The sequence below is a fragment of the Limnobacter sp. MED105 genome, from assembly GCF_000170915.1.
GTDB lineage: Bacteria > Pseudomonadota > Gammaproteobacteria > Burkholderiales > Burkholderiaceae_B > Limnobacter.
On record NZ_ABCT01000002.1, the window covers coordinates 25101 to 43604 of the forward strand.

An 18504-nucleotide genomic window follows, 5' to 3' on the forward strand; every position below is an offset into this window, starting at 1 on the left:
TTAACCTTTGCTGCCAGATGCTTCGGGAGCACCCAACACTTCAATGGTGTGATGTTGATTGGTGTAAATACAGAGTTCGCCCGCAATGGTCAGGGATTTCTTGACAATTTCTTCAGGCAACAGCTCGGTGTTTTCCAGCAAGGCTTTCGCAGCAGAATGCGCATAGGCGCCCCCGCTGCCGATCGCAACCAGCCCTTGTTCGGGCTCGAGTACGTCGCCGTTACCGGTGATAATCAGGGAATGATTTTCGTCGGCAACCGCCAGCATGGCCTCAAGCCTGCGAAGCATACGGTCAGTGCGCCATTCTTTGGCAAGCTCGACTGCGGCACGCAACAAATGCCCCTGATGCTTCTCTAGTTGAGCTTCAAAATGCTCAAACAGCGTGAACGCGTCAGCCGTACCGCCGGCGAAACCCGCCAGAATTTTGTTGTGATGAAGACGCCGGACTTTGCGGGCCGAACCTTTGACCACGATATGCCCGAGTGTTACTTGCCCATCGCCACCCAGCGCGACGTGCTTTCCTCTGCGTACTGACAATATGGTGGTGCCGTGATATTGCTCCATGCCTTTCCTTTAATTGGGGGTTGCGCTTGGTGCGCCGATGTCCCGATATGGGGGCAATCAGGGCAGGATCAAGTCTTGTTTGATAACCGGCTGAACCTGTACAAAGGCGCTAAGTTCGATTGCGGCCTCGTTGGCTTGATCAATACTGCTGAATGGGCCCACCAAAACGCGGTGAACCCCCGATTCAGAAAGGATCTGGCTGACTTTGCCAAACGCCTCGTGATTGGAGGACACTTGCGACACCAAGGCCTCCGCATTGTTTTTGTTGCCGAAAGCACCAATTTGAAGATACAAGGGTGTTCGATGGACAGGCACGAGTGTGGAGGCGTTGTTAAGCGCAACCTGTTCTACCTGCACACCATTCTTGCCCACCACGGCGCCATTTTTTTCAGCATGGTACTGAGCGATTGCATCTGGTGTCATTTTCTCGACCAGCACCTCAGCGCTGCCCTGCTTGATGTAATCGAGCTGATAGGCAGCCGCGTAGCTGAGATCAATAATTCGACCACGCAAAAAAGGCCCACGGTCGTTAACGCGAACAATGACTGACTTGCCGTTGGCCAGATTGGTGACTTTGGCATAACTGGGCAAAGGCAAGGTTGGGTGCGCAGCTGTCATTTGGTGCATGTCGTAAATTTCACCATTGGCGGTTTTCGCGCCATGGAACTTCTTGCCATACCAACTGGCCCGCCCTTTCTGACTGTAGGGCTCTTCAAGTGATGTTTGTGGTGTAAAACTTTGCCCCATCACGGTGTAGGGCCGGGTGTTGCGGATTGCAATGGGTTCAAGCTGTGGGGTGGCCGATGGTAAGTTATCCAGATTGGCTGGACGCAAATCGCCCGGGCCATCGTCCAGGTAGTAACCACCGCCCTGAGGTGCCGGCTCCCAGTTTTCATGTTTGACAGGGGGCGGTGCGGATGGCTTGGCCACCGTTTTTGCCGGCGGCGGCGAAACGGGTTTGTCCAGAGGAACACTGGAGCAAGCGGCAAGAATCAATGACAGTGACGCATACGCAATAAACCGGATCACACCACTGTGCATAGAGGCCTCCTTCATTGTTCCCCCAGCAGTTTAGGCTTGACGCTGTCGTCGAATCAAGGCTTCGGCAACACGAATTGCATTGTCTTCGGAACCCGCGATGGATGCGGAGGTGAAGAATTTTCCATCAATCCCCAACGTTGGAACACCGTCGGCACCGTACGCTTCGAAAATCGTTTTGGCTTGGGCACATTTTGCGTTGACGCCAAATGACTTGAATACATTGGCGAATTCCTCGCGTTTCAAACCAATCGATTCGGCAAAATCGAAAATTTGTTCGTCGTTGGCCAACTGCTTTTTGTCTTTGTGCATGGCTTCGAACACTTTGCTGTGTGCCATGTCGAGCTTACCCATGGCTTCGAGTGTGTAGTACAGGCGCTGATGCCCCTGGAAGTTGACACGCTGGCTTTGGTAAGCGATCGGGATTTTCGTGAATACGACGTCACTGGGCAGCTTTTTGTACCAAGCATTGACCTTGGGCTCAAAGTTGTAGCAGTGAATGCAGCCGTACCAGAAAAATTCGACCACATCGATTTTGCCCGGAGTAGAGCGGGGAACTTCCCGACGGACTTTTCGGAACGCGCCGGCATCTTGGGCAAAGGCTGGGGATACACCACCGAAAGCACTCGCCAGGCCCAGGGCCACGGCACTTTGAATCAATTCACGACGCTTCATTTTTTTACTCCTTAACCACAGTTGCCTCGAATCCGCCTTTCGTCAGGGGGATTCGGGCCTGGTAGGCTTCGTTCGCACTGCCAAATGGCCCCACACGAACGCGGTTTACAACATTGCCGTTGACCTCGCCCACGGCAATTTCGGATTCAGTGCCCACAAACGCGAGTTGAGCCCGCAATTGTTCAGCGTCTTCACGATTGCGAAAACTGCCCAATTGCAGAAAGTAAATGGTTTGGGCCACAGGTTCAATTTGATCAGTTTGAGTGGCGTCACCGGCCTGAGGTTCCGTACCTTGCTGAAAAGGATCGATGGTGACCACATTGCCTTGGTTGACATTGGCTTTGCCGTAAATAGCGCTGTTAGGATCAGGCGGGCTATTGCCTGGACCGGGCGACACATTGGGCACCGCACCCTGGGTTTCAGCACCGGAGAATGGCAGTTGGGACTTGCTCACAAACAAAGCAACACCCAACGCAATCAAAAGCCCGAACACCATACCGAACACAAAAGCGGGAATGGTATTGCCAAGAGATTTTCTAACTTGAGGTTTCGCTTTGGATTTTGATGATTTTGTAGATGCCATTGGGGGTTTGAACCTGTCCTTGAGAAACTGAGCCTAAATTATGCCCGAAGGCGACCTGCAGATGCGACCCAAACGCGCAAGCCGGCTTTTGGGATTGCCCTCATGCTGTAAAGTGTAGCCTTCATGGGCAAAAGCTCGAAATTTGCTTAAAAATCTGCAATAAATAGGTGCTTTGTGGGTCTTGACTATCTAAAACGCATACTGACTGCCAAGGTTTACGACGTGGCCATTGAAACGCCATTGGAACGCGCCCACTCCCTGTCCGTTCGCACTGCCAATGAGGTGCTGCTCAAACGTGAAGACATGCAAGAGGTGTTCAGTTTCAAGCTGCGTGGTGCCTACAACAAGATGGCCCACCTTAGCCCGATACAACTGGAACGTGGCGTGATTGCTGCCTCCGCTGGCAACCATGCCCAGGGCGTTGCGCTTTCTGCGGCCAAAATGAAATGCCTGGCCACCATTGTGATGCCTACCACCACGCCAGCGCTGAAAATTGATGCCGTGAAACGTTTTGGTGGCGACTGGGTGAATGTGGTGCTGTTTGGTGAGAGCTACAGCGACGCTGCCGGGCATGCCGCAGAGCTGGCTCAAGCCAAAAGCCTGACCTTTGTGCACCCCTTTGATGACCCTGATGTAATTGCGGGCCAGGGCACTGTGGGCATGGAAATTTTGCGCCAGCACCAAGGCCCGATACACGCCATTTTTATTGCAATAGGCGGCGGTGGCCTGGCTGCCGGCGTAGGCGCTTATGTGAAACAGTTGCGCCCGGACATCAAGATTATTGGTGTACAAACCGTGGACTCTGACGCGATGGCGCAGAGCATGGAACAGCACAAACGCGTCACGCTGGCGGAAGTGGGTTTGTTTTCCGATGGAACCGCAGTGAAACTGGTGGGAGAAGAAACGTTCCGACTGTGCGAAAAGTATGTCGACGGCATTGTGCGCGTGACCACCGACGAGGCCTGCGCTGCCATTAAAGACGTGTTTCAGGACACGCGCAGCATTCTGGAACCGGCAGGTGCGCTGGCAGTGGCTGGCTTGAAACAATATGCCGCCGAGATGGGCCTGCAGAATCAAACACTGATCGCGATTTCTTGTGGCGCCAACATGAATTTCGATCGCCTTCGCTTTGTGGCAGAACGCGCAGAGGTCGGCGAGCAACGCGAGGCGATTTTTGCGATCACTGTGCCGGAAGAACGCGGCAGCTTCCGGAAGTTTTGCGACTTGCTGGGCCCCACCAATGTGACTGAGTTCAACTACAGAATGTCAGACTCCACGAAAGCCAATATTTTCGTGGGCATTCAGATTGGAAACCGGGCACAGGCCGATGAATTGCAGCAACGCTTTATTGCATCGGGTTTTGATGCACTGAACCTGACTGACGATGAAATGGCGAAGCTGCATTTGCGCCACATGGTGGGCGGGCGGTCAAACCTGGCTGACCATGAATTGGTGTACCGCTTTGAATTTCCGGAACGCCCCGGCGCACTGACAAAATTTTTAACCGCATTGAACCCGGGCTGGAACATCAGTCTGTTTCACTACAGAAACCATGGCGCTGACTATGGCCGTATTTTGGTGGGTATTCAGGTTCCACCTGCTGACCACGCTGAATTCGACAAGTTTGTGAAACAACTTGGCTACCCGGCGGTGAATGAAACCGAGAACCCGGCGTACAAACTGTTTTTGAAGTAAAACCGAGCGCCAGTGCGAAGTAGTTGCGATGAAGGTGCTTGCTTAGCTTAGCACTCGTCATCTGCATCAAACGCCTTGTCGCCGGCCCCGTCTTCAAGCACAGCGCCGGGGCGAATGGTTTCAAACGGAAACAGCTTGCGATCCATGAGGTGCGAGGGCACGACAGTGGACAAGGAGGTGAAAAGATTGGCGATCCAGCGCGGGTTGTGTTTTTCCCACTGCTTGAGCAACGCAGCCATTTCCTTTCGCTTCAGGTTTTCCTGACTGCCGCACAGGTTGCACGGAATAATCGGGAAGCTCTTTTCCTCAGCGTATCGCGCCAAATCGCTTTCTCGGCAATAGGCCAAGGGGCGAATGATGGTGTGCTCTCCGTTGTCGCTGACCAGTTTGGGCGGCATGCCTTTCATGCGACCGCCGTAAAACAGGTTCAGCAACAAGGTTTGCAAGATATCGTCCTTGTGATGACCCAAAGCCACTTTGGTAGCACCAAGTTCAGACGCCACGCGGTACAAAATACCGCGACGCAAACGCGAGCACAGGGAACAGGTAGTTTTGCCCTCAGGAATGACGCGTTTCACAATTGAATAGGTGTCTTGTTCCTCAATGTGGAATGACACATTGATGCTGCGCAAATAATTGGGCAAAACTTCTTCGGGAAAGCCTGGCTGTTTCTGATCGAGGTTCACGGCGACGATATCAAAGTTGATGGGCGCACGTTGACGCAGCAGCAACAAAATATCGAGCAAACCATAGCTGTCTTTGCCACCTGATACACACACCATGACCTTGTCACCTTCTTCAATCATATTGAAGTCGGCTATGGCCTGACCCACTTGTTTGGTGAGACGTTTTTCGAGCTTGTTGAATTCGAAGGCTTCTTTTTGTTCGGCCTTGTTGGGAAAAATCGTGATGGTTTGCATGATTAAAACGGCTTTCTAGGATTTGAAGCGGAATACCTCGACGCCTGCGGATTCGCAGTCGGGGTAAACCTCGGATTTTTCAGCGCGGACACGGGCGGCCACCACCTTGGGATGCTCAAGCACCAGCGCCAGGGTTTTGTCGACCAAGGTTTCAAGCAAACCGATGTGGCCGGATTGAATCAGGCCATGAATACCAGGGCGAACAAAGTCGTAATCGACCACATCGACCAGCAAATCGCGCTCGGATGGTGTGGACGCGCATTTCACCCAGAAGTCGATATTGATGCGCACGGCCTGCGTGCGACCCAATTCCTGGGGAAATACGCCAATGGCGGCAGACACGTCGAAATCGCGTATGAATACGCGCCGGCAGTCGGCAAGGCGGGGATCAAAAAACCAGTCTGTCATGGTGTCATCATGCTGAAATCGCGCGCCATGGGCACCAAATGCTGCCCACCGTCCACAAGAATGGTGGTGCCAGTAATTGCGCGGCTTTGCACCAGAAACAGCACCGTGTTGGCGATGTCCTGGGGCTCGGAAGATTTGTTCAAGGGCGAAATTCGGTGGGTACTCTCGAATTGCGCATCAGTTTGCAGGTGTGAAATCAAGGTAAGACCGGGGGCCACACCCACCACACGCACTTTCGGGGCCAATTCCATGGCCAGCATGGTTGTGGCTGTTTCAAGCCCGGCTTTGGTCAGCGTGTAGCTGAGAAAGTCAGGATTCAGGTTCTTTAGTTTCTGATCCAGCAAATTCACCACCACCGCCTGCTCATTGTCGGGCACATGCTGATACAAACGCTTGGCCAACTGAATGGGTGCAGCAAGGTTGGAAGCCATGTGTCGGTGAAATAGCTCGGGCTGAAAAGTTTCGCCAGAGTCAAATTCAAACAACGAGGCGTTGTTGACAACACACCGAATTGGGCCCGCTTTTTCAGCGGCGTCAAACAGCGTTTCAACTTCGCCGGGCTTTTCAAGATCGGCCTGAACCACCACGCAGTGCACGCCCAGCGCTTCAATTTGAGCCGCGGTGTCACGAGCCTCTGCCAGTGATGAACGGCAATGCAGCACAATAGACCAACCGGCGCGCGCCAGTTCAAGCGAGATGGCTTTGCCCAGTCGCTTGGCTCCCCCGGTTACCAGGGCATATTGTGGATTGGCATGTGTCATTCGTGCGCCATCGGTTAGAATCTGAAAAAATCAGTAGCAAACTACCATCAAGCAAACAAGGGTTTACTTCAAGGCTTTGATTTTTATAAGAAGAACCCGCTATTCTAAACCAGACCCGCCTCATGCTGTCGAATTTTAATCAAGCCACTCGCTTTGACGAGTTCATGCGATTTGCGCTGTATGACCCCCAACATGGCTACTACGCCAGAGGCGAGCAGATTTTTGGTCGTCAAGGCGATTTTATTACCGCCCCGGAATTGAGCCCGCTGTTTGGACAAACACTGGGCAAGGCCCTGCGGGAGGTGCTGCCACGGTGCAACGGCGTGGTGTATGAATTTGGAGCTGGAACCGGGCAACTGGCTTGTGACATTCTTCAAACGGCTGGCGATTTAATTACCCAATACAACATTGTGGATGTGTCGGCCGGATTGAAGCCTGTGCAATTGGCCAAGTTAAAAGCACTGCATGGCCCGCAAGTGGAACAAAAAGTACGGTGGCTGGGACAATTGCCCACAGAGCTCGGTGGGGTAGTTTTGGGCAATGAGGTGCTGGACGCCACTCCGGTTCGTCGATTCAAATGGCAGAAAGACAACCCGCAAGAAGCATGGGTACAACACCTGAACGGTGAACTGCGTTGGGTATGGAAGCCTGCCGACCCGGTGTTCGCCACCACTATTTCGAATTTACAGGCCGCGCACGGGCCATGGCCTGAGGACTACGAATCGGAAATTGCAGAGCAAAGCACTGCATGGGTCAAAACAATCACAGAGCGCTTGAACGGTCTGGCGCTGATGATTGATTATGGTTTTCATGAGGCCCTGTACTACCACCCGACACGCAACAAGGGCACTTTGCGCGCGACAAGCCGCCACACGGCACATGATGATTTCTTGGTGAAGGTTGGGGAGCAGGATCTGACTGCCCATGTCAACTTCAGCGCGATCTATGACGCAATGACTGACTGCGGCGGCGATCTTGAAGGGTACTCGCACCAAGGCGAGTTTTTATTGGCACACGGGATTCTTGAATTGGCGCAAAAACAACCTGAATTCACGCACCCGACTCGTGGCGCATTGATGCGCCAGAATTTGAATACCCTGCTCAATGAAGCCGACATGGGCGAGGCATTCAAGGTCATTTGCTGGAGCAAAGGAGTGAACGCCGAAGGAACGCGGTTGGCCCAGGTGTTTTTGGACAAGGACCGAAGCGGAGACCTTTGAGTCAGGCGCCTGCTGACGACTCACAAGACTTTAGCTCGCCCTTTCTGTTCAACTCAAACACAGAGCGCACGGTTTCGATTTGCGGAGCATTACCGCGGAGCTCAAAAAACACGCGCACTGGACCCAGCCGCTCCCGAATCTGGACTCCCTCAACACCACGCCTCGCCAGGTCTGCCTTTTGGGCATTTGCCCTTTCCAGATCTCGAAACAAGCCCAATGAAATCGTCCCTTGCAACGGCCCGGGCGTGGTGATGTAGAACATGTCAGTAATACCCTTGCCCGACAGTTGATCAATACCCACACCACTGTTGACGATATCTTGAGGCAGGTAAACCACATAGCCTACAGGTACTTGGCGCTCGAGCCGATCCGTCTCGCCGCCCCAATTCAACAATGCCTCTTGGACGCGTGCAGACTCGCTTTGCAACAAGGGGCCCCACAACAAACATTCCTGATTGCTTTTTGGATTCTCGAACACCTGTTTGCTCGCGTTTTCAATGGCAGTATCGAGCTGGGCCTGCCCTTGCTTCAAATCAATTTTAGGGGCGACTGGCGCCGGCGCACGAATCACTTCCACAGGCTGATCCCAAGGGCGTTCTACACCAACCCACTCAGCGCGCAAGCCAGGAGAGTCAATCACTTTTTGCGCATTGTTGTTTGTAAAAATACCTAACCCCAACAAAGCCAAATTGCCAAGCAGCAACAGTGCAAGCAAAAACCGCCAACCATTCATGCTTCAGTGCCCTTTTTTGCCAAACGATAATCAAGCACCAAGCCTTTGAATACCGCATGTTCAAGTAGCGAGGAGTTGGGCAAATGGACTTTCATGGCTGGTGCAAAGCCACCTGTCAACCAGATGGCCGGGGGCACGCCGTGTTCATCCTGTAACTGGGCAGCAACAGAATCAACCATGGCTTTTTGCATACGCCCTACACCTTGACCAATGGCCTGCTGCGTGCTGACAGGCCAAGCTTTTTCACTGAAGCCCCCCAATTGCACCTTGGGCAATTCAGCCGTGTTGAAATGCAGGCTGTGCAACATGGTTTCAACCCCCGGTACGATAAACCCACCCAAGTGCTGCCAATGGGTACTCTTGATCACTACATCCAGCGTGGTGGCTGTGCCAAAACTAACCAGCAAATTGACCATGGCCTGACTCACCTCGGTTAACGCCATGCATGCCGACCAGCGGTCTTTACCCAGGGCAGCCGGGTTCTCATAAGCCGACTGAACCGCAGCATGCCTGTTCACAGCCAGCACATGCAGGGGTACGCCAGCGCCTTCGCACATTGCGCGCACAGCCTGTTCAAAATCGGGACCCAATACATTACTCAGCAACACCGCCTGCACGGCACTCGCCGAATTCAAACTGGGCGCCAAGTGTTCTTGCACTGGGCCGAATGCATCAGAAAAAGGCTTGAAGTCTGCCGTAGCGCGACTAAAAAAAGCCGAGGGCTGCTCAAACCGCACATTCGCACCAACGTGCAAACACCACTTCACCAAAGTGTTTCCCGCATCGATGCACATCAAGCTGCCAGGTTTGCTCACGGCCTTGCCCTCAATGACAAGTCACCGGCATGAACGGCACGCAAGCCCTGGTCAGTGTTAACCAAATAAGAACCTTGACGGTCAATGCCCATGGCCTCCCCCGCAAAACACACCGCGCCCTGATCCTCGACTTGCACTTGGCTGTGCAACCACGCATCCCGTTGAGTGAATTCGGTAAATATTGCATCGATGCCCTGAACCCGGGCGGCATCAATTCGAGCCAGAACCGAGGACACTACCGCCTCGGCAACCTCACGCGGAGAGGGCAAATCGGGAGTTGACAAATAATTCGACAAACTTGCAGCACCTCGGCCGGACAGAGCCTCGGGAACATCGATCGCATGAATATTCAGCCCCACACCCACCACCGTGACGGCACCCTGCCCAGTTTGAAAGGACTCGCACAACACCCCGCCCAGTTTCCGCTGATCCGCCAGTAAGTCATTGGGCCACTTCAACTGTACAGGCACCCTCCACTGCTCCAGCACCTGCGCCACGGCGACGCCCACACACAAGGGCAAATAAGGCATTTGCTGACCGGCCAAGGGCAAACCCAGGGACAGGCATAAACCTGCCCCGGGCTGCGCCAGCCATTGCCGCCCAGCTCGCCCCCTGCCAGCAGTTTGCATGTGCGCCACCACGGCAGCAGGGCCCGATATCCGCCCCTGCTGGTAAGCGCGGGCCAGGTAATCATTTGTTGAGTCGACTGAATCGAGTTCGATCCAGTGCACATCGGCTTGGGTTAACATCGAATGAAGGTCACTTCGGGCTTGTTGCGAAATTTTGCTCATCTTAACCTCCGAACGGGACACAAAACCAAGGAGTAGCTCCAACCCCATGCCACCAATCCATTCCAGCTTACTGAAACGAACCCCCTACACGGGGATTCTGATGTTTGCCAGCCTGTATGCGTGCGTGGTGATCCACCTCAGCCTTTTTCCCTACAGCGATTGGCGCCACATTGGGATTGGGCCCTTTGAGTTTTTATTTGGCCCATGGATTCCGGTGCATCAAAAAGTATTGTGGACCGATGTGTTTATCAATATTGGGGGCTACATTCCGCTGGGCTTCCTGATGCTGCTGGGCCTAAACAGGCAGCCGCGTACTTTTGACAAAATACTGGTAGTGCTGGTGTGCGCGCTTGTCTCGCTCGCGCTTGAATCGATGCAAACATTTTTGCCAAGCCGCGTGCCCTCCAAAATGGACCTGGCCACCAACACGATTGGAGGTGTCTTGGGTGTGTTGGCAGGCATTTATGTGACCGCACACCACCGGATAGCGCCACTGCTGAACCGCAGAATCGAGCATTGGCTAATTCAGCGCGCGTGGATAGGCATGGGCTTGCTCAGCCTGTGGTTTCTGAGCATTTTGCCGCCACAGAATCCCACTTTCAGCACCGGGCTTTGGCTGGGGAACCTGCTGGAAATACCGGGCCCATTGCAGCACAGCACACCATTTGGAATACCGCTGGAAGTTTTACTGAAAATTGAAACCATCGCGCCGACATTCATTAACTATTGTTTTTTAATGTGCGCCTGGATGATTGGGCTTGCACAGACCCAGGCAGGCTCGCCACGGACACGCCTGCTGATTGTGCTGATTGCATTGACCCTGCTGATTCGGCTGCTTGACTATCTGGTGTTGGCACCAATGTCGGCCTGGACTTACTTGGGTCAGCGGTGGTTTGAAGCCAACAGCCTGGGCGTGCTGATTGCGTTTGTAGTGGCACTGACCATTTCAATGATGCAAGTACTGCCCCACCACATGGCCCGCATTGGGCTGTTGCATCTGCTGGGCGGTTGGTTGATTACTTTGTTGTTGCCTGGCGTATACGACCCTGATCTGGGCAACCCCGGCAGCGGTATTCTGGCAATTTTTCGAAGCCTGCAAGAGGCAGGGCGTTGGGTCAGTGAATTGTGGCCAATTCTGGCACTGACTGTTTTGACCTTTTTGAGCCTGCCCGAGCGACGTTTTCGGCGATAATAGGGCCATACCCTGAGCATTCAAGTGGATTCACCCAGCCATGAGCTACTTCGAGAAACATGTTTTCTTTTGTACCAATCAACGTCCCAACAACGAGAGCTGCTGTGCAGATTGCCATGCCTCTGCTGCGCACGCGCATGCCAAGGAACGCATCAAGAAACTGGGCCTGAATGGGCAGGGAAAAATCCGGATGAACAAGGCTGGCTGCCTTGATCGCTGTGATGAAGGCCCCGTGATGGTGGTGTACCCGGAAGGCGTTTGGTACACCTATGTGGACATTTCAGACGTCGACGAAATCATTGACTCTCATTTGGTGGGCGGCGAGGTTGTGGAACGCCTTCGATTGCCATGAACCCGAAAACCCGACACGAATTGTGGACTGGCCAGGCCGGCCCGATCGAGGTGTCGATCGACGAACCTGCGACCCCGCTACGCGGGCTGGCAGTGATTGCACACCCCCACCCCTTATTCGGCGGCACCAAAGACAACAAAGTCGTACAAACACTGGCCCGTGCATTTCTTCAAATGGGTTACACAACCCTGCGTTTTAACTTCAGGGGTGTGGGCCAAAGTGCTGGATTGCACGACAACGGACAAGGCGAGGCAGACGACCTGGTTCAGTTGACAGAATTGGCACGCACCACACTGCTACCGGCTGAACTACAGAACGAGCCGATTGCAATGGCTGGCTTTTCGTTCGGTGCCTTCGTGACCAGCCACGGCGCGCAACGATTGCGCGAGACCGGAACGAATATTGGCAAATTGGTGCTGGTGGGCACCGCCACAAGCCGCTTTAAAGTAGCTGCAGTGCCAGACAACACACTGGTAATTCATGGTGAAGTCGATGACACAGTGCCGCTTGTAGATGTTTTACGCTGGGCCGGTGAACAAAACCTGCCGGTGATGGTCATGCCAGGAGTGGAACATTTTTTTCACGGCAAACTGCCTCAACTCAAAGAGCTGGTTGTGCGTTATTACCCAAGCTGAACGCTATCCAGTTTCCTCACCCATTTCTAGTACAGGAGCTTTTTACTTGTTTAATTCAGGAATTTCCCGATTCAAACGCCATGTGGGTCAACTCTCGTTGGTTCTGGGTCTAGGTATCGGAGTTGCCACGCAGGCGGCTGCCCAATCCAGTGTGATGCCACCTCCACCGGAAATCGGTGCAAAAGGCTACATGCTGCTCGATCTGACCACTGGTCAGACTCTGGCCGAATTCAACAGCCGCGAACGCCTCGACCCCGCATCACTGACCAAACTGATGACCGCCTACATGGCTTTTGCTGCACTTGAAAGCAAACAAATTCGCATGGATCAGCAAGTACCAGTGTCACCCTATGCCTGGAAGGCCGAAGGCTCGCGCATGTTTATCGAGCCAAACAAGCCTGTGACAGTTGAAGAGCTGCTATATGGTGTCATTGTGCAATCAGGCAACGATGCAAGCCGTGCGATTGCAGAACTGCTGGCTGGTGATGAAAACAATTTTGCAACGCTGATGAACCAGCAAGCCAAGCGACTGGGCTTGACTGACACGAATTTCAAAAACTCCACGGGTTTGCCCGACCCACAGCACTACACCACAGCGCGAGATTTGGGCATTCTGGCCAAGCGAATCATCACCGACTTCCCCGAGTACTACAAGAAAATGTATTCCACCAAGGAATACACGTACAACGGCATTCGCCAACCGAACCGAAACCGCCTGCTGTGGATTGACCCATCCGTAGACGGTATGAAAACCGGCCACACTGAATCAGCTGGCTATTGCTTGGTCAGCTCGGCCAATCGCACATTGCCCAACGGGGTGGATCGTCGCCTGCTGTCGGTGGTGCTGGGCACCACATCAGACCAGGCGCGCACCCAGGAAAGCCTGAAGTTGATGAATTATGGCTATCAGATGTTCGAAACAGTGAAGCTGTATTCAGCCAAACAAGCCATCAGCACCAGCGAAGTTTACAAAGGACAAGCCAAGGAAGTGAAGCTGGGCGTGAACAAAGACCTGTTGATCAACGTGCCACGCGGCATGGCCAAACAATTGAAAGCCACAGTTGAGAAAAAAGGCACCCTGATCGCCCCAATTCCAGCTGGAACCGAACTGGGAAAGTTGAAGCTGACGCTAAACGGCGAAACGATTGGTACAGTTCCATTGCTGGCCTTGTCTACGGTTGAAGAGGCTGGCTTGTTTGGCCGCATGGTGGACTCCGCCAAATTGTGGTTTGAAGAGTAAACAATGAACACAGCAACACCCGGTGACGACAAAAAAAGCTTGATTGAATTTCCGACACATTTCCCCATCAAGGTGATGGGAAAGAATGTGCCGGAGTTTTCTCAAGTCATTTGTGATTTGTTGCTCAGCATGAGCCCAGGATTTGATGTGGCAGGCGTGGACATGCGCCCCAGCAGCAAAGGCAACTACTTGAGCCTAACCTGTAATGTTTATGTGAACAACCAAGACGAACTGGACAATATTTACCGCGCTCTGTCCGGGCATGAATTGGTTTCAGTCGTTTTGTAAGTTGATTTGATTTGTAAAAAAGCCGCACCGGTTATTCAATGGTGCGGCTTTTTTTGTGTGTGGCCTTACACGCCGTAACGGCTGCGATATTCCTTCACTTTCTCGTACCAGCCGGCAAGGCGAACATTGGCCGCCTGGCGGGTAAGCAAGTAGCGCAACAGGTCTTGCAGATTGGCAATGGCCAACACCGGGATCCCATACAGTTGTTCCACTTCCTGAACGGCGGAATGCTGGGTGTCTTGCCCGTCACGCATGCCTTTCTCCATACGATCCAGAGCGATCAAGACCGCCGCAGGTTCGGCGCCATTGGCACGAATGATCTCAACCGACTCGCGCACCGATGTTCCTGCCGAAATAACGTCATCGACAATAACAACCCGACCTTCCAGCGGTGCACCCACAAGGGAGCCACCTTCACCATGGTCTTTGGCTTCCTTGCGATTGAAGGCATAAGGTACGTCGCGACCACGGCGGGCCATTTCCATGGTGGTACCCGCCACCAAAGGAATGCCTTTGTAGGCAGGGCCAAACAACATGTCGAACTGAATTCCCCGCTCAGCGGTTTGTTCGAGCAAGGTTTGTGCGTAAAATTCACTTAGCTTTTGCAACGAAGAACCCGTGTTGAACAAACCCGCATTGAAAAAATACGGCGACATTCTTCCCGCCTTGGTTTTGAATTCGCCAAAGCGCAACACCTGCTTTTCGACCGCAAACTGCAAAAACTGGTCGGAAAGAACCTGCAAATTTTGATTTGAATCGACCACGATCAATCCCTAAAAAACTGACTGCACACAATGACCCGCATTATCTCAGCAAATCTGAATGGAATTCGTTCTGCCCACACAAAAGGGTTTTTCGACTGGATGAACCAAAGCCAGGCCGACGTGGTGTGCGTGCAAGAGATTAAGGCCCACTTGGCTGATCTTGGTCCCGAGCATTTGCAACCCGGTGCGTACAAAGGCTACTTTCAGGCTGCGGAGAAAAAAGGTTACAGCGGCGTGGGACTTTACTGCAAAGTAGAACCAATTGACGTGATTTATGGCCTGAATAACGCCGAATTCGATGCAGAAGGACGCATGGTCACAGCAGAATTCGAGAACATGATTGTTTCGTCGATCTACTTTCCGTCCGGCAGCAGCTCAGAAGAGAGGCAAGAGGCAAAATTCAGGTTTTTAGAGCATTTTGCTGAAATTTTCGACGAATTTGAAAGCAAGAAGAAACCTGTTGTTCTGTGTGGTGACTGGAATATTGCCCACCAGGAAATTGATCTGAAAAACTGGAAAGGCAATCTGAAAAACAGTGGTTTTACGCCAGAGGAACGTGCCTGGATCGGTGACGTGATCAACAAGCGCGGCTGGATCGACGCTTACCGCGTGTTGTATCCCGAAGAAACCGACGGCTGCTACACCTGGTGGAGCAACCGAGGGCAGGCGTATGCCAAGAATGTGGGGTGGCGAATTGATTACCAGATGGTCAGCCCCGCGCTGCGCGATTCGATTCGGGAAGTGAGCGTGTACAAGGGCCAGAAGTTTTCAGACCATGCGCCGTTGATTGCGGATTACGACCACCCGTTGTAACTAGACCGATCAATAGGACTGATGATTCAGGCAAACCCACTGCCGAGTTGACTGAAAACTCAGTCACTCAACTTCGCTTTCAGAATCTCATTCACCTGCGCCGGGTTGGCCTTACCACGCGCTGCCCGCATGATCTGACCCACCAGGAAGTTAAATGACGCCTCCTTACCAGCCTTGTATTCTGCAACCGGGCCCGGGTGCGCTGCCAACACATCATCGATCATTTTTTCAACAGCACCCGAGTCGGAAATTTGTTCCAAACCCTCGCCTTTGATACATGCATCCACGTCGCTATATTTGCCTTCCCACAAGGCGGCAAACACCACTTTCGCAGTTTTGTTGTTCAAAGTGCCGTCCACCACGCGCTTCACCAAAGCCGCCATCAACACCGGTGTAATCGGCGACTCGGCTGGTGTTTTGTCGTCGCGATTCAAATTGGCTGAGAACTCGCCCAGCAACCAGTTGGCCAAGGGCTTGGCTTTGTCATTGCCTGCGGCAACCAGCGCTGCCTCGAAAAAATTGGTCATGGCGCGGCTGCCTGTAAGCGTAACCGCATCGTATTCACTCAAACCCAAGTCAGCGGTGTAACGCGCCTGCTTTTGGCCTGGTAATTCGGGCATTTCGGCACGAACTTGCTCTACCCATTCCGGCGAAATCACCAAGGGAGGCAGGTCTGGATCTGGGAAATAACGGTAGTCTTCCGAATCTTCCTTGCTGCGCATGGACCGGGTTTCGTTACGATCAGGATCGTAAAGTCGGGTTTCCTGCTTGATCACACCACCATCTTCGATGATTTCGATTTGGCGCTGCGCTTCATACAGAATGGCGGCTTGCAAAAACTTGAAGCTGTTCAGGTTTTTGATTTCACAACGGGTGCCCAGCTTGCTTTCGCCTTTTGGGCGAACCGACACGTTGGCGTCGCAGCGGAAGCTGCCTTCCTGCATATTGCCATCGCAAATACCAAGCCACGTAACCAGTGTGTGCAAGGTTTTGGCGTAGGCAACTGCTTCTTCGGCCGAACGCATGTCAGGTTCAGTCACAATTTCAAGCAAGGGCGTGCCTGCGCGGTTCAAGTCGATCCCGGATTGGCCGGCGAAATCTTCGTGCAGGCTTTTGCCCGCGTCTTCTTCAAGATGCGCACGAACAAGGCGCACTGTTTTCATTTGGTCGCCCAGCAAAAAGCTGACCGTACCGCCCTGCACCACTGGAATTTCAAACTGACTGATTTGATAGCCCTTGGGCAAATCGGGATAGAAATAGTTTTTGCGGGCGAACACGGAATGCTCGGCCACCTTGGCGCCCACCGCGAGACCAAACTGAATGGCGCGCTGAACTGCCGCTTTGTTCATCACGGGCAACACACCAGGCAGTGCCAAATCCACAGCACAGGCTTGGGCATTGGGCTCGGCTCCAAATGCAGTGCTGGCGCCGGAGAAAATTTTCGATTCAGTTGTTAACTGGGTGTGGGTTTCAAGACCCACCACAATTTCCCATTGCATGGTGCGATCCTTTTAAGATGGAGTACGAAGGTGCCAATCGGTGGCGGTTTGGTAATGGTCAGCCAAGGCCAGCAATTCCCCTTCCTTGAAATAGTTGCCAATCAGCTGCATGCCCACGGGGCGATTTTTATCGCCAAAGCCCACTGGCACGCTCATGCCGGGCAAGCCAGCCAAACTTGTGCTCAGCGTGTAAATATCGGCAAGGTACATCTGCACCGGATCGGCAGATTTCTCGCCCAGATTCCAAGCCACCGTTGGGCTTACTGGGCCAGCAATGAAATCGCACTGCTGGAAAGCAGCCTGAAAATCTTGAGCGATCAAGCGGCGAATTTTCTGGGCCTGCAGGTAATACGCATCGTAATAACCATGTGACAGCACATAGGCACCCACCATGATGCGGCGCTGTACTTCAAGACCGAAGCCTTCACTGCGAGAATTCTCGTACATGGATTTCAGATCGGTGTAGTCGGCCGCGCGGTGACCATATCGCACCCCATCAAAACGAGACAGGTTTGAACTGGCTTCGGCAGGCGCAATCACGTAATAAGCTGGAATGGACAATTCAGTGCGAGGCAAGCTGATGGTCACCAGTGTGGCGCCCATGGATTCGAGCTGCTTTAATGCCGCATCGATTGGGGCACGCACATCGGGGGCTAAACCCTCACCAAAAAACTCTGTGGGCAAACCTACGCGCACGCCTGCCAGCGGCTTTGCAGCATCACCGGTGCGAAGGGGCTTTCCAAAGCCAACGGTGAAGTCTTCATTCACGCCTTGAGAAACTGCGGGGCGCTGCACGCTGGTGCTGTCTTTCGCGTCGAAACCCACCATGGCGTTGAGCACCAAAGCGCAATCGCGGGCACTGTGGGCCATGGGGCCGGCCTGGTCCAGGCTGCTTGCGTAAGCAATCATGCCGAAGCGACTGCAACTGCCATAGGTGGGCTTGATGCCGGTGATGCCACACAGTGACGCAGGCTGGCGAATTGAGCCACCGGTGTCGGTACCTGTTGAGAATGGCACTACACCTGCAGCCACCGCCACAGCTGAACCGCCAGACGAACCACCGGGCACAGCCAGAGTGTCCCAAGGGTTCAGGCAAGGACCATAGGCACTTTTTTCATTCGATGAGCCCATGGCGAATTCATCGCAGTTCAGTTTGCCGATGCTCACCGTGCCTGCGGCATTCAAGCGCGACACCACCTCCGCGTCAAAGGGGCTTTGGTAACCCGCCAGCATTTTCGAGCCTGCTGTGCTGGTCCAGCCCTTGGTCACGAAAATATCTTTGTGTGCAGTGGGAATACCCAGCAAGGCACCCGTTTCACCTGCAGCCAAACGCGCATCCGCGGCCTTGGCTTGTTCAAGGGTGAGGTCATCGCGAACATCCACGAATGCGTTCAACCTGGATTGCTGGCCCGCTTCGCGCAGGGCTTCTTGGGCCAGTTCAGTGGCACTCGCCTTTCTCTCGTCAAGCAAGGTGCGAAGCGTGGAAATACTTTGAAGTTTGGAAGACATGCTTAAAAC

General features: G+C 53.4%; 21 protein-coding genes. 8 read left to right on the forward strand and 13 right to left on the reverse strand.

Annotated elements, in window-relative coordinates; genetic code table 11:
* From hslV to LMED105_RS02985, 4 genes are read right to left on the reverse strand one after another with little or no spacing between them, the layout of a single operon-like run.
* Positions 1-564 (reverse strand): ATP-dependent protease subunit HslV, encoded by a 564-nt coding sequence (gene hslV, locus LMED105_RS02970; RefSeq protein WP_008248037.1) that lies wholly within the window; start codon positions 562-564, stop codon positions 1-3.
* A 57-nt stretch (positions 565-621) separates the two neighbouring features.
* Entirely contained in the window at positions 622-1620 is a 999-nt protein-coding gene (locus tag LMED105_RS02975; protein ID WP_008248038.1) for a septal ring lytic transglycosylase RlpA family protein, read from the reverse strand.
* A 15-nt stretch (positions 1621-1635) separates the two neighbouring features.
* A complete protein-coding gene (locus tag LMED105_RS02980) occupies positions 1636-2277 on the reverse strand; it encodes a thiol:disulfide interchange protein DsbA/DsbL (protein WP_008248039.1) in 642 nt (213 codons plus the stop codon).
* Between the two features lie 4 nt (positions 2278-2281).
* Complete coding sequence (locus LMED105_RS02985) at positions 2282-2860, reverse strand: SPOR domain-containing protein (RefSeq protein WP_040512258.1); 579 nt, start codon at positions 2858-2860, stop codon at positions 2282-2284.
* A gap of 174 nt (positions 2861-3034) precedes the next feature.
* On the opposite strand from LMED105_RS02985, the gene ilvA reads away from it, so the two are divergent.
* Complete coding sequence (gene ilvA, locus LMED105_RS02990; RefSeq protein ID WP_008248045.1) at positions 3035-4555, forward strand: threonine ammonia-lyase, biosynthetic; 1521 nt, start codon at positions 3035-3037, stop codon at positions 4553-4555.
* Between the two features lie 47 nt (positions 4556-4602).
* Here ilvA and ttcA read toward each other — a convergent pair whose 3' ends face one another.
* The 3 genes from ttcA to LMED105_RS03005 are packed head-to-tail and all read right to left on the reverse strand — an operon-like array spanning position 4603 to position 6644.
* Positions 4603-5475: a tRNA 2-thiocytidine(32) synthetase TtcA gene (gene ttcA / locus LMED105_RS02995; protein WP_008248047.1), complete on the reverse strand. Its 873-nt coding sequence runs from the start codon at positions 5473-5475 to the stop codon at positions 4603-4605.
* 15 nt (positions 5476-5490) lie between these two features.
* The gene (locus LMED105_RS03000) at positions 5491-5883 is read right to left on the reverse strand and encodes a dihydroneopterin aldolase (RefSeq protein ID WP_008248053.1); all 393 of its coding nucleotides are present in this window, start codon (positions 5881-5883) and stop codon (positions 5491-5493) included.
* Positions 5880-6644: an SDR family oxidoreductase gene (locus LMED105_RS03005; RefSeq protein ID WP_008248055.1), complete on the reverse strand. Its 765-nt coding sequence runs from the start codon at positions 6642-6644 to the stop codon at positions 5880-5882. Before LMED105_RS03005 ends, LMED105_RS03000 begins: the two co-directional genes overlap by 4 nt.
* Positions 6645-6766: 122 nt before the next feature.
* On the opposite strand from LMED105_RS03005, the gene LMED105_RS03010 reads away from it, so the two are divergent.
* A complete protein-coding gene (locus LMED105_RS03010) occupies positions 6767-7864 on the forward strand; it encodes a class I SAM-dependent methyltransferase (RefSeq protein WP_008248057.1) in 1098 nt (365 codons plus the stop codon).
* 1 nt (position 7865) lies between these two features.
* Here the strand turns inward: LMED105_RS03010 and LMED105_RS03015 are convergent, their stop codons facing one another.
* The 3 genes from LMED105_RS03015 to LMED105_RS03025 are packed head-to-tail and all read right to left on the reverse strand — an operon-like array spanning position 7866 to position 10203.
* Positions 7866-8597: a hypothetical protein gene (locus LMED105_RS03015; RefSeq protein WP_008248059.1), complete on the reverse strand. Its 732-nt coding sequence runs from the start codon at positions 8595-8597 to the stop codon at positions 7866-7868.
* Positions 8594-9412: a type III pantothenate kinase gene (locus LMED105_RS03020; RefSeq protein WP_008248061.1), complete on the reverse strand. Its 819-nt coding sequence runs from the start codon at positions 9410-9412 to the stop codon at positions 8594-8596. The genes LMED105_RS03015 and LMED105_RS03020 overlap by 4 nt, the downstream gene beginning before the upstream one ends.
* A complete protein-coding gene (locus LMED105_RS03025) occupies positions 9409-10203 on the reverse strand; it encodes a biotin--[acetyl-CoA-carboxylase] ligase (protein ID WP_008248062.1) in 795 nt (264 codons plus the stop codon). Before LMED105_RS03025 ends, LMED105_RS03020 begins: the two co-directional genes overlap by 4 nt.
* A 46-nt stretch (positions 10204-10249) precedes the next feature.
* On the opposite strand from LMED105_RS03025, the gene LMED105_RS03030 reads away from it, so the two are divergent.
* The 5 genes from LMED105_RS03030 to LMED105_RS03050 are packed head-to-tail and all read left to right on the forward strand — an operon-like array spanning position 10250 to position 13910.
* Positions 10250-11395 (forward strand): VanZ family protein, encoded by a 1146-nt coding sequence (locus LMED105_RS03030; protein WP_083797078.1) that lies wholly within the window; start codon positions 10250-10252, stop codon positions 11393-11395.
* Positions 11396-11435: 40 nt separating this feature from the next.
* Positions 11436-11747, forward strand: coding sequence for a ferredoxin (locus LMED105_RS03035; RefSeq protein WP_008248065.1), 312 nt, complete (start codon positions 11436-11438; stop codon positions 11745-11747).
* The gene (locus LMED105_RS03040; protein WP_008248068.1) at positions 11744-12382 is read left to right on the forward strand and encodes an alpha/beta hydrolase; all 639 of its coding nucleotides are present in this window, start codon (positions 11744-11746) and stop codon (positions 12380-12382) included. The genes LMED105_RS03035 and LMED105_RS03040 overlap by 4 nt, the downstream gene beginning before the upstream one ends.
* A gap of 46 nt (positions 12383-12428) precedes the next feature.
* Positions 12429-13622, forward strand: a complete 1194-nt coding sequence (locus tag LMED105_RS03045) for a D-alanyl-D-alanine carboxypeptidase family protein (protein WP_008248070.1) — start codon at positions 12429-12431, stop codon at positions 13620-13622.
* Positions 13623-13625: 3 nt separating this feature from the next.
* Complete coding sequence (locus tag LMED105_RS03050; protein ID WP_008248072.1) at positions 13626-13910, forward strand: YbeD family protein; 285 nt, start codon at positions 13626-13628, stop codon at positions 13908-13910.
* 65 nt (positions 13911-13975) lie between these two features.
* Here LMED105_RS03050 and pyrE read toward each other — a convergent pair whose 3' ends face one another.
* Positions 13976-14680, reverse strand: a complete 705-nt coding sequence (gene pyrE, locus LMED105_RS03055) for an orotate phosphoribosyltransferase (protein WP_008248074.1) — start codon at positions 14678-14680, stop codon at positions 13976-13978.
* 24 nt (positions 14681-14704) lie between these two features.
* On the opposite strand from pyrE, the gene LMED105_RS03060 reads away from it, so the two are divergent.
* Complete coding sequence (locus tag LMED105_RS03060) at positions 14705-15487, forward strand: exodeoxyribonuclease III (RefSeq protein ID WP_008248076.1); 783 nt, start codon at positions 14705-14707, stop codon at positions 15485-15487.
* 59 nt (positions 15488-15546) lie between these two features.
* On the opposite strand, the gene gatB is transcribed toward LMED105_RS03060, so the two are convergent.
* Together gatB and gatA are read right to left on the reverse strand one after the other, a co-directional pair.
* A complete protein-coding gene (gene gatB, locus LMED105_RS03065) occupies positions 15547-16986 on the reverse strand; it encodes an Asp-tRNA(Asn)/Glu-tRNA(Gln) amidotransferase subunit GatB (RefSeq protein ID WP_008248077.1) in 1440 nt (479 codons plus the stop codon).
* 12 nt (positions 16987-16998) lie between these two features.
* Positions 16999-18495 (reverse strand): Asp-tRNA(Asn)/Glu-tRNA(Gln) amidotransferase subunit GatA, encoded by a 1497-nt coding sequence (gatA, locus tag LMED105_RS03070; RefSeq protein WP_008248078.1) that lies wholly within the window; start codon positions 18493-18495, stop codon positions 16999-17001.
* Positions 18496-18504: the final 9 nt, after the last annotated feature.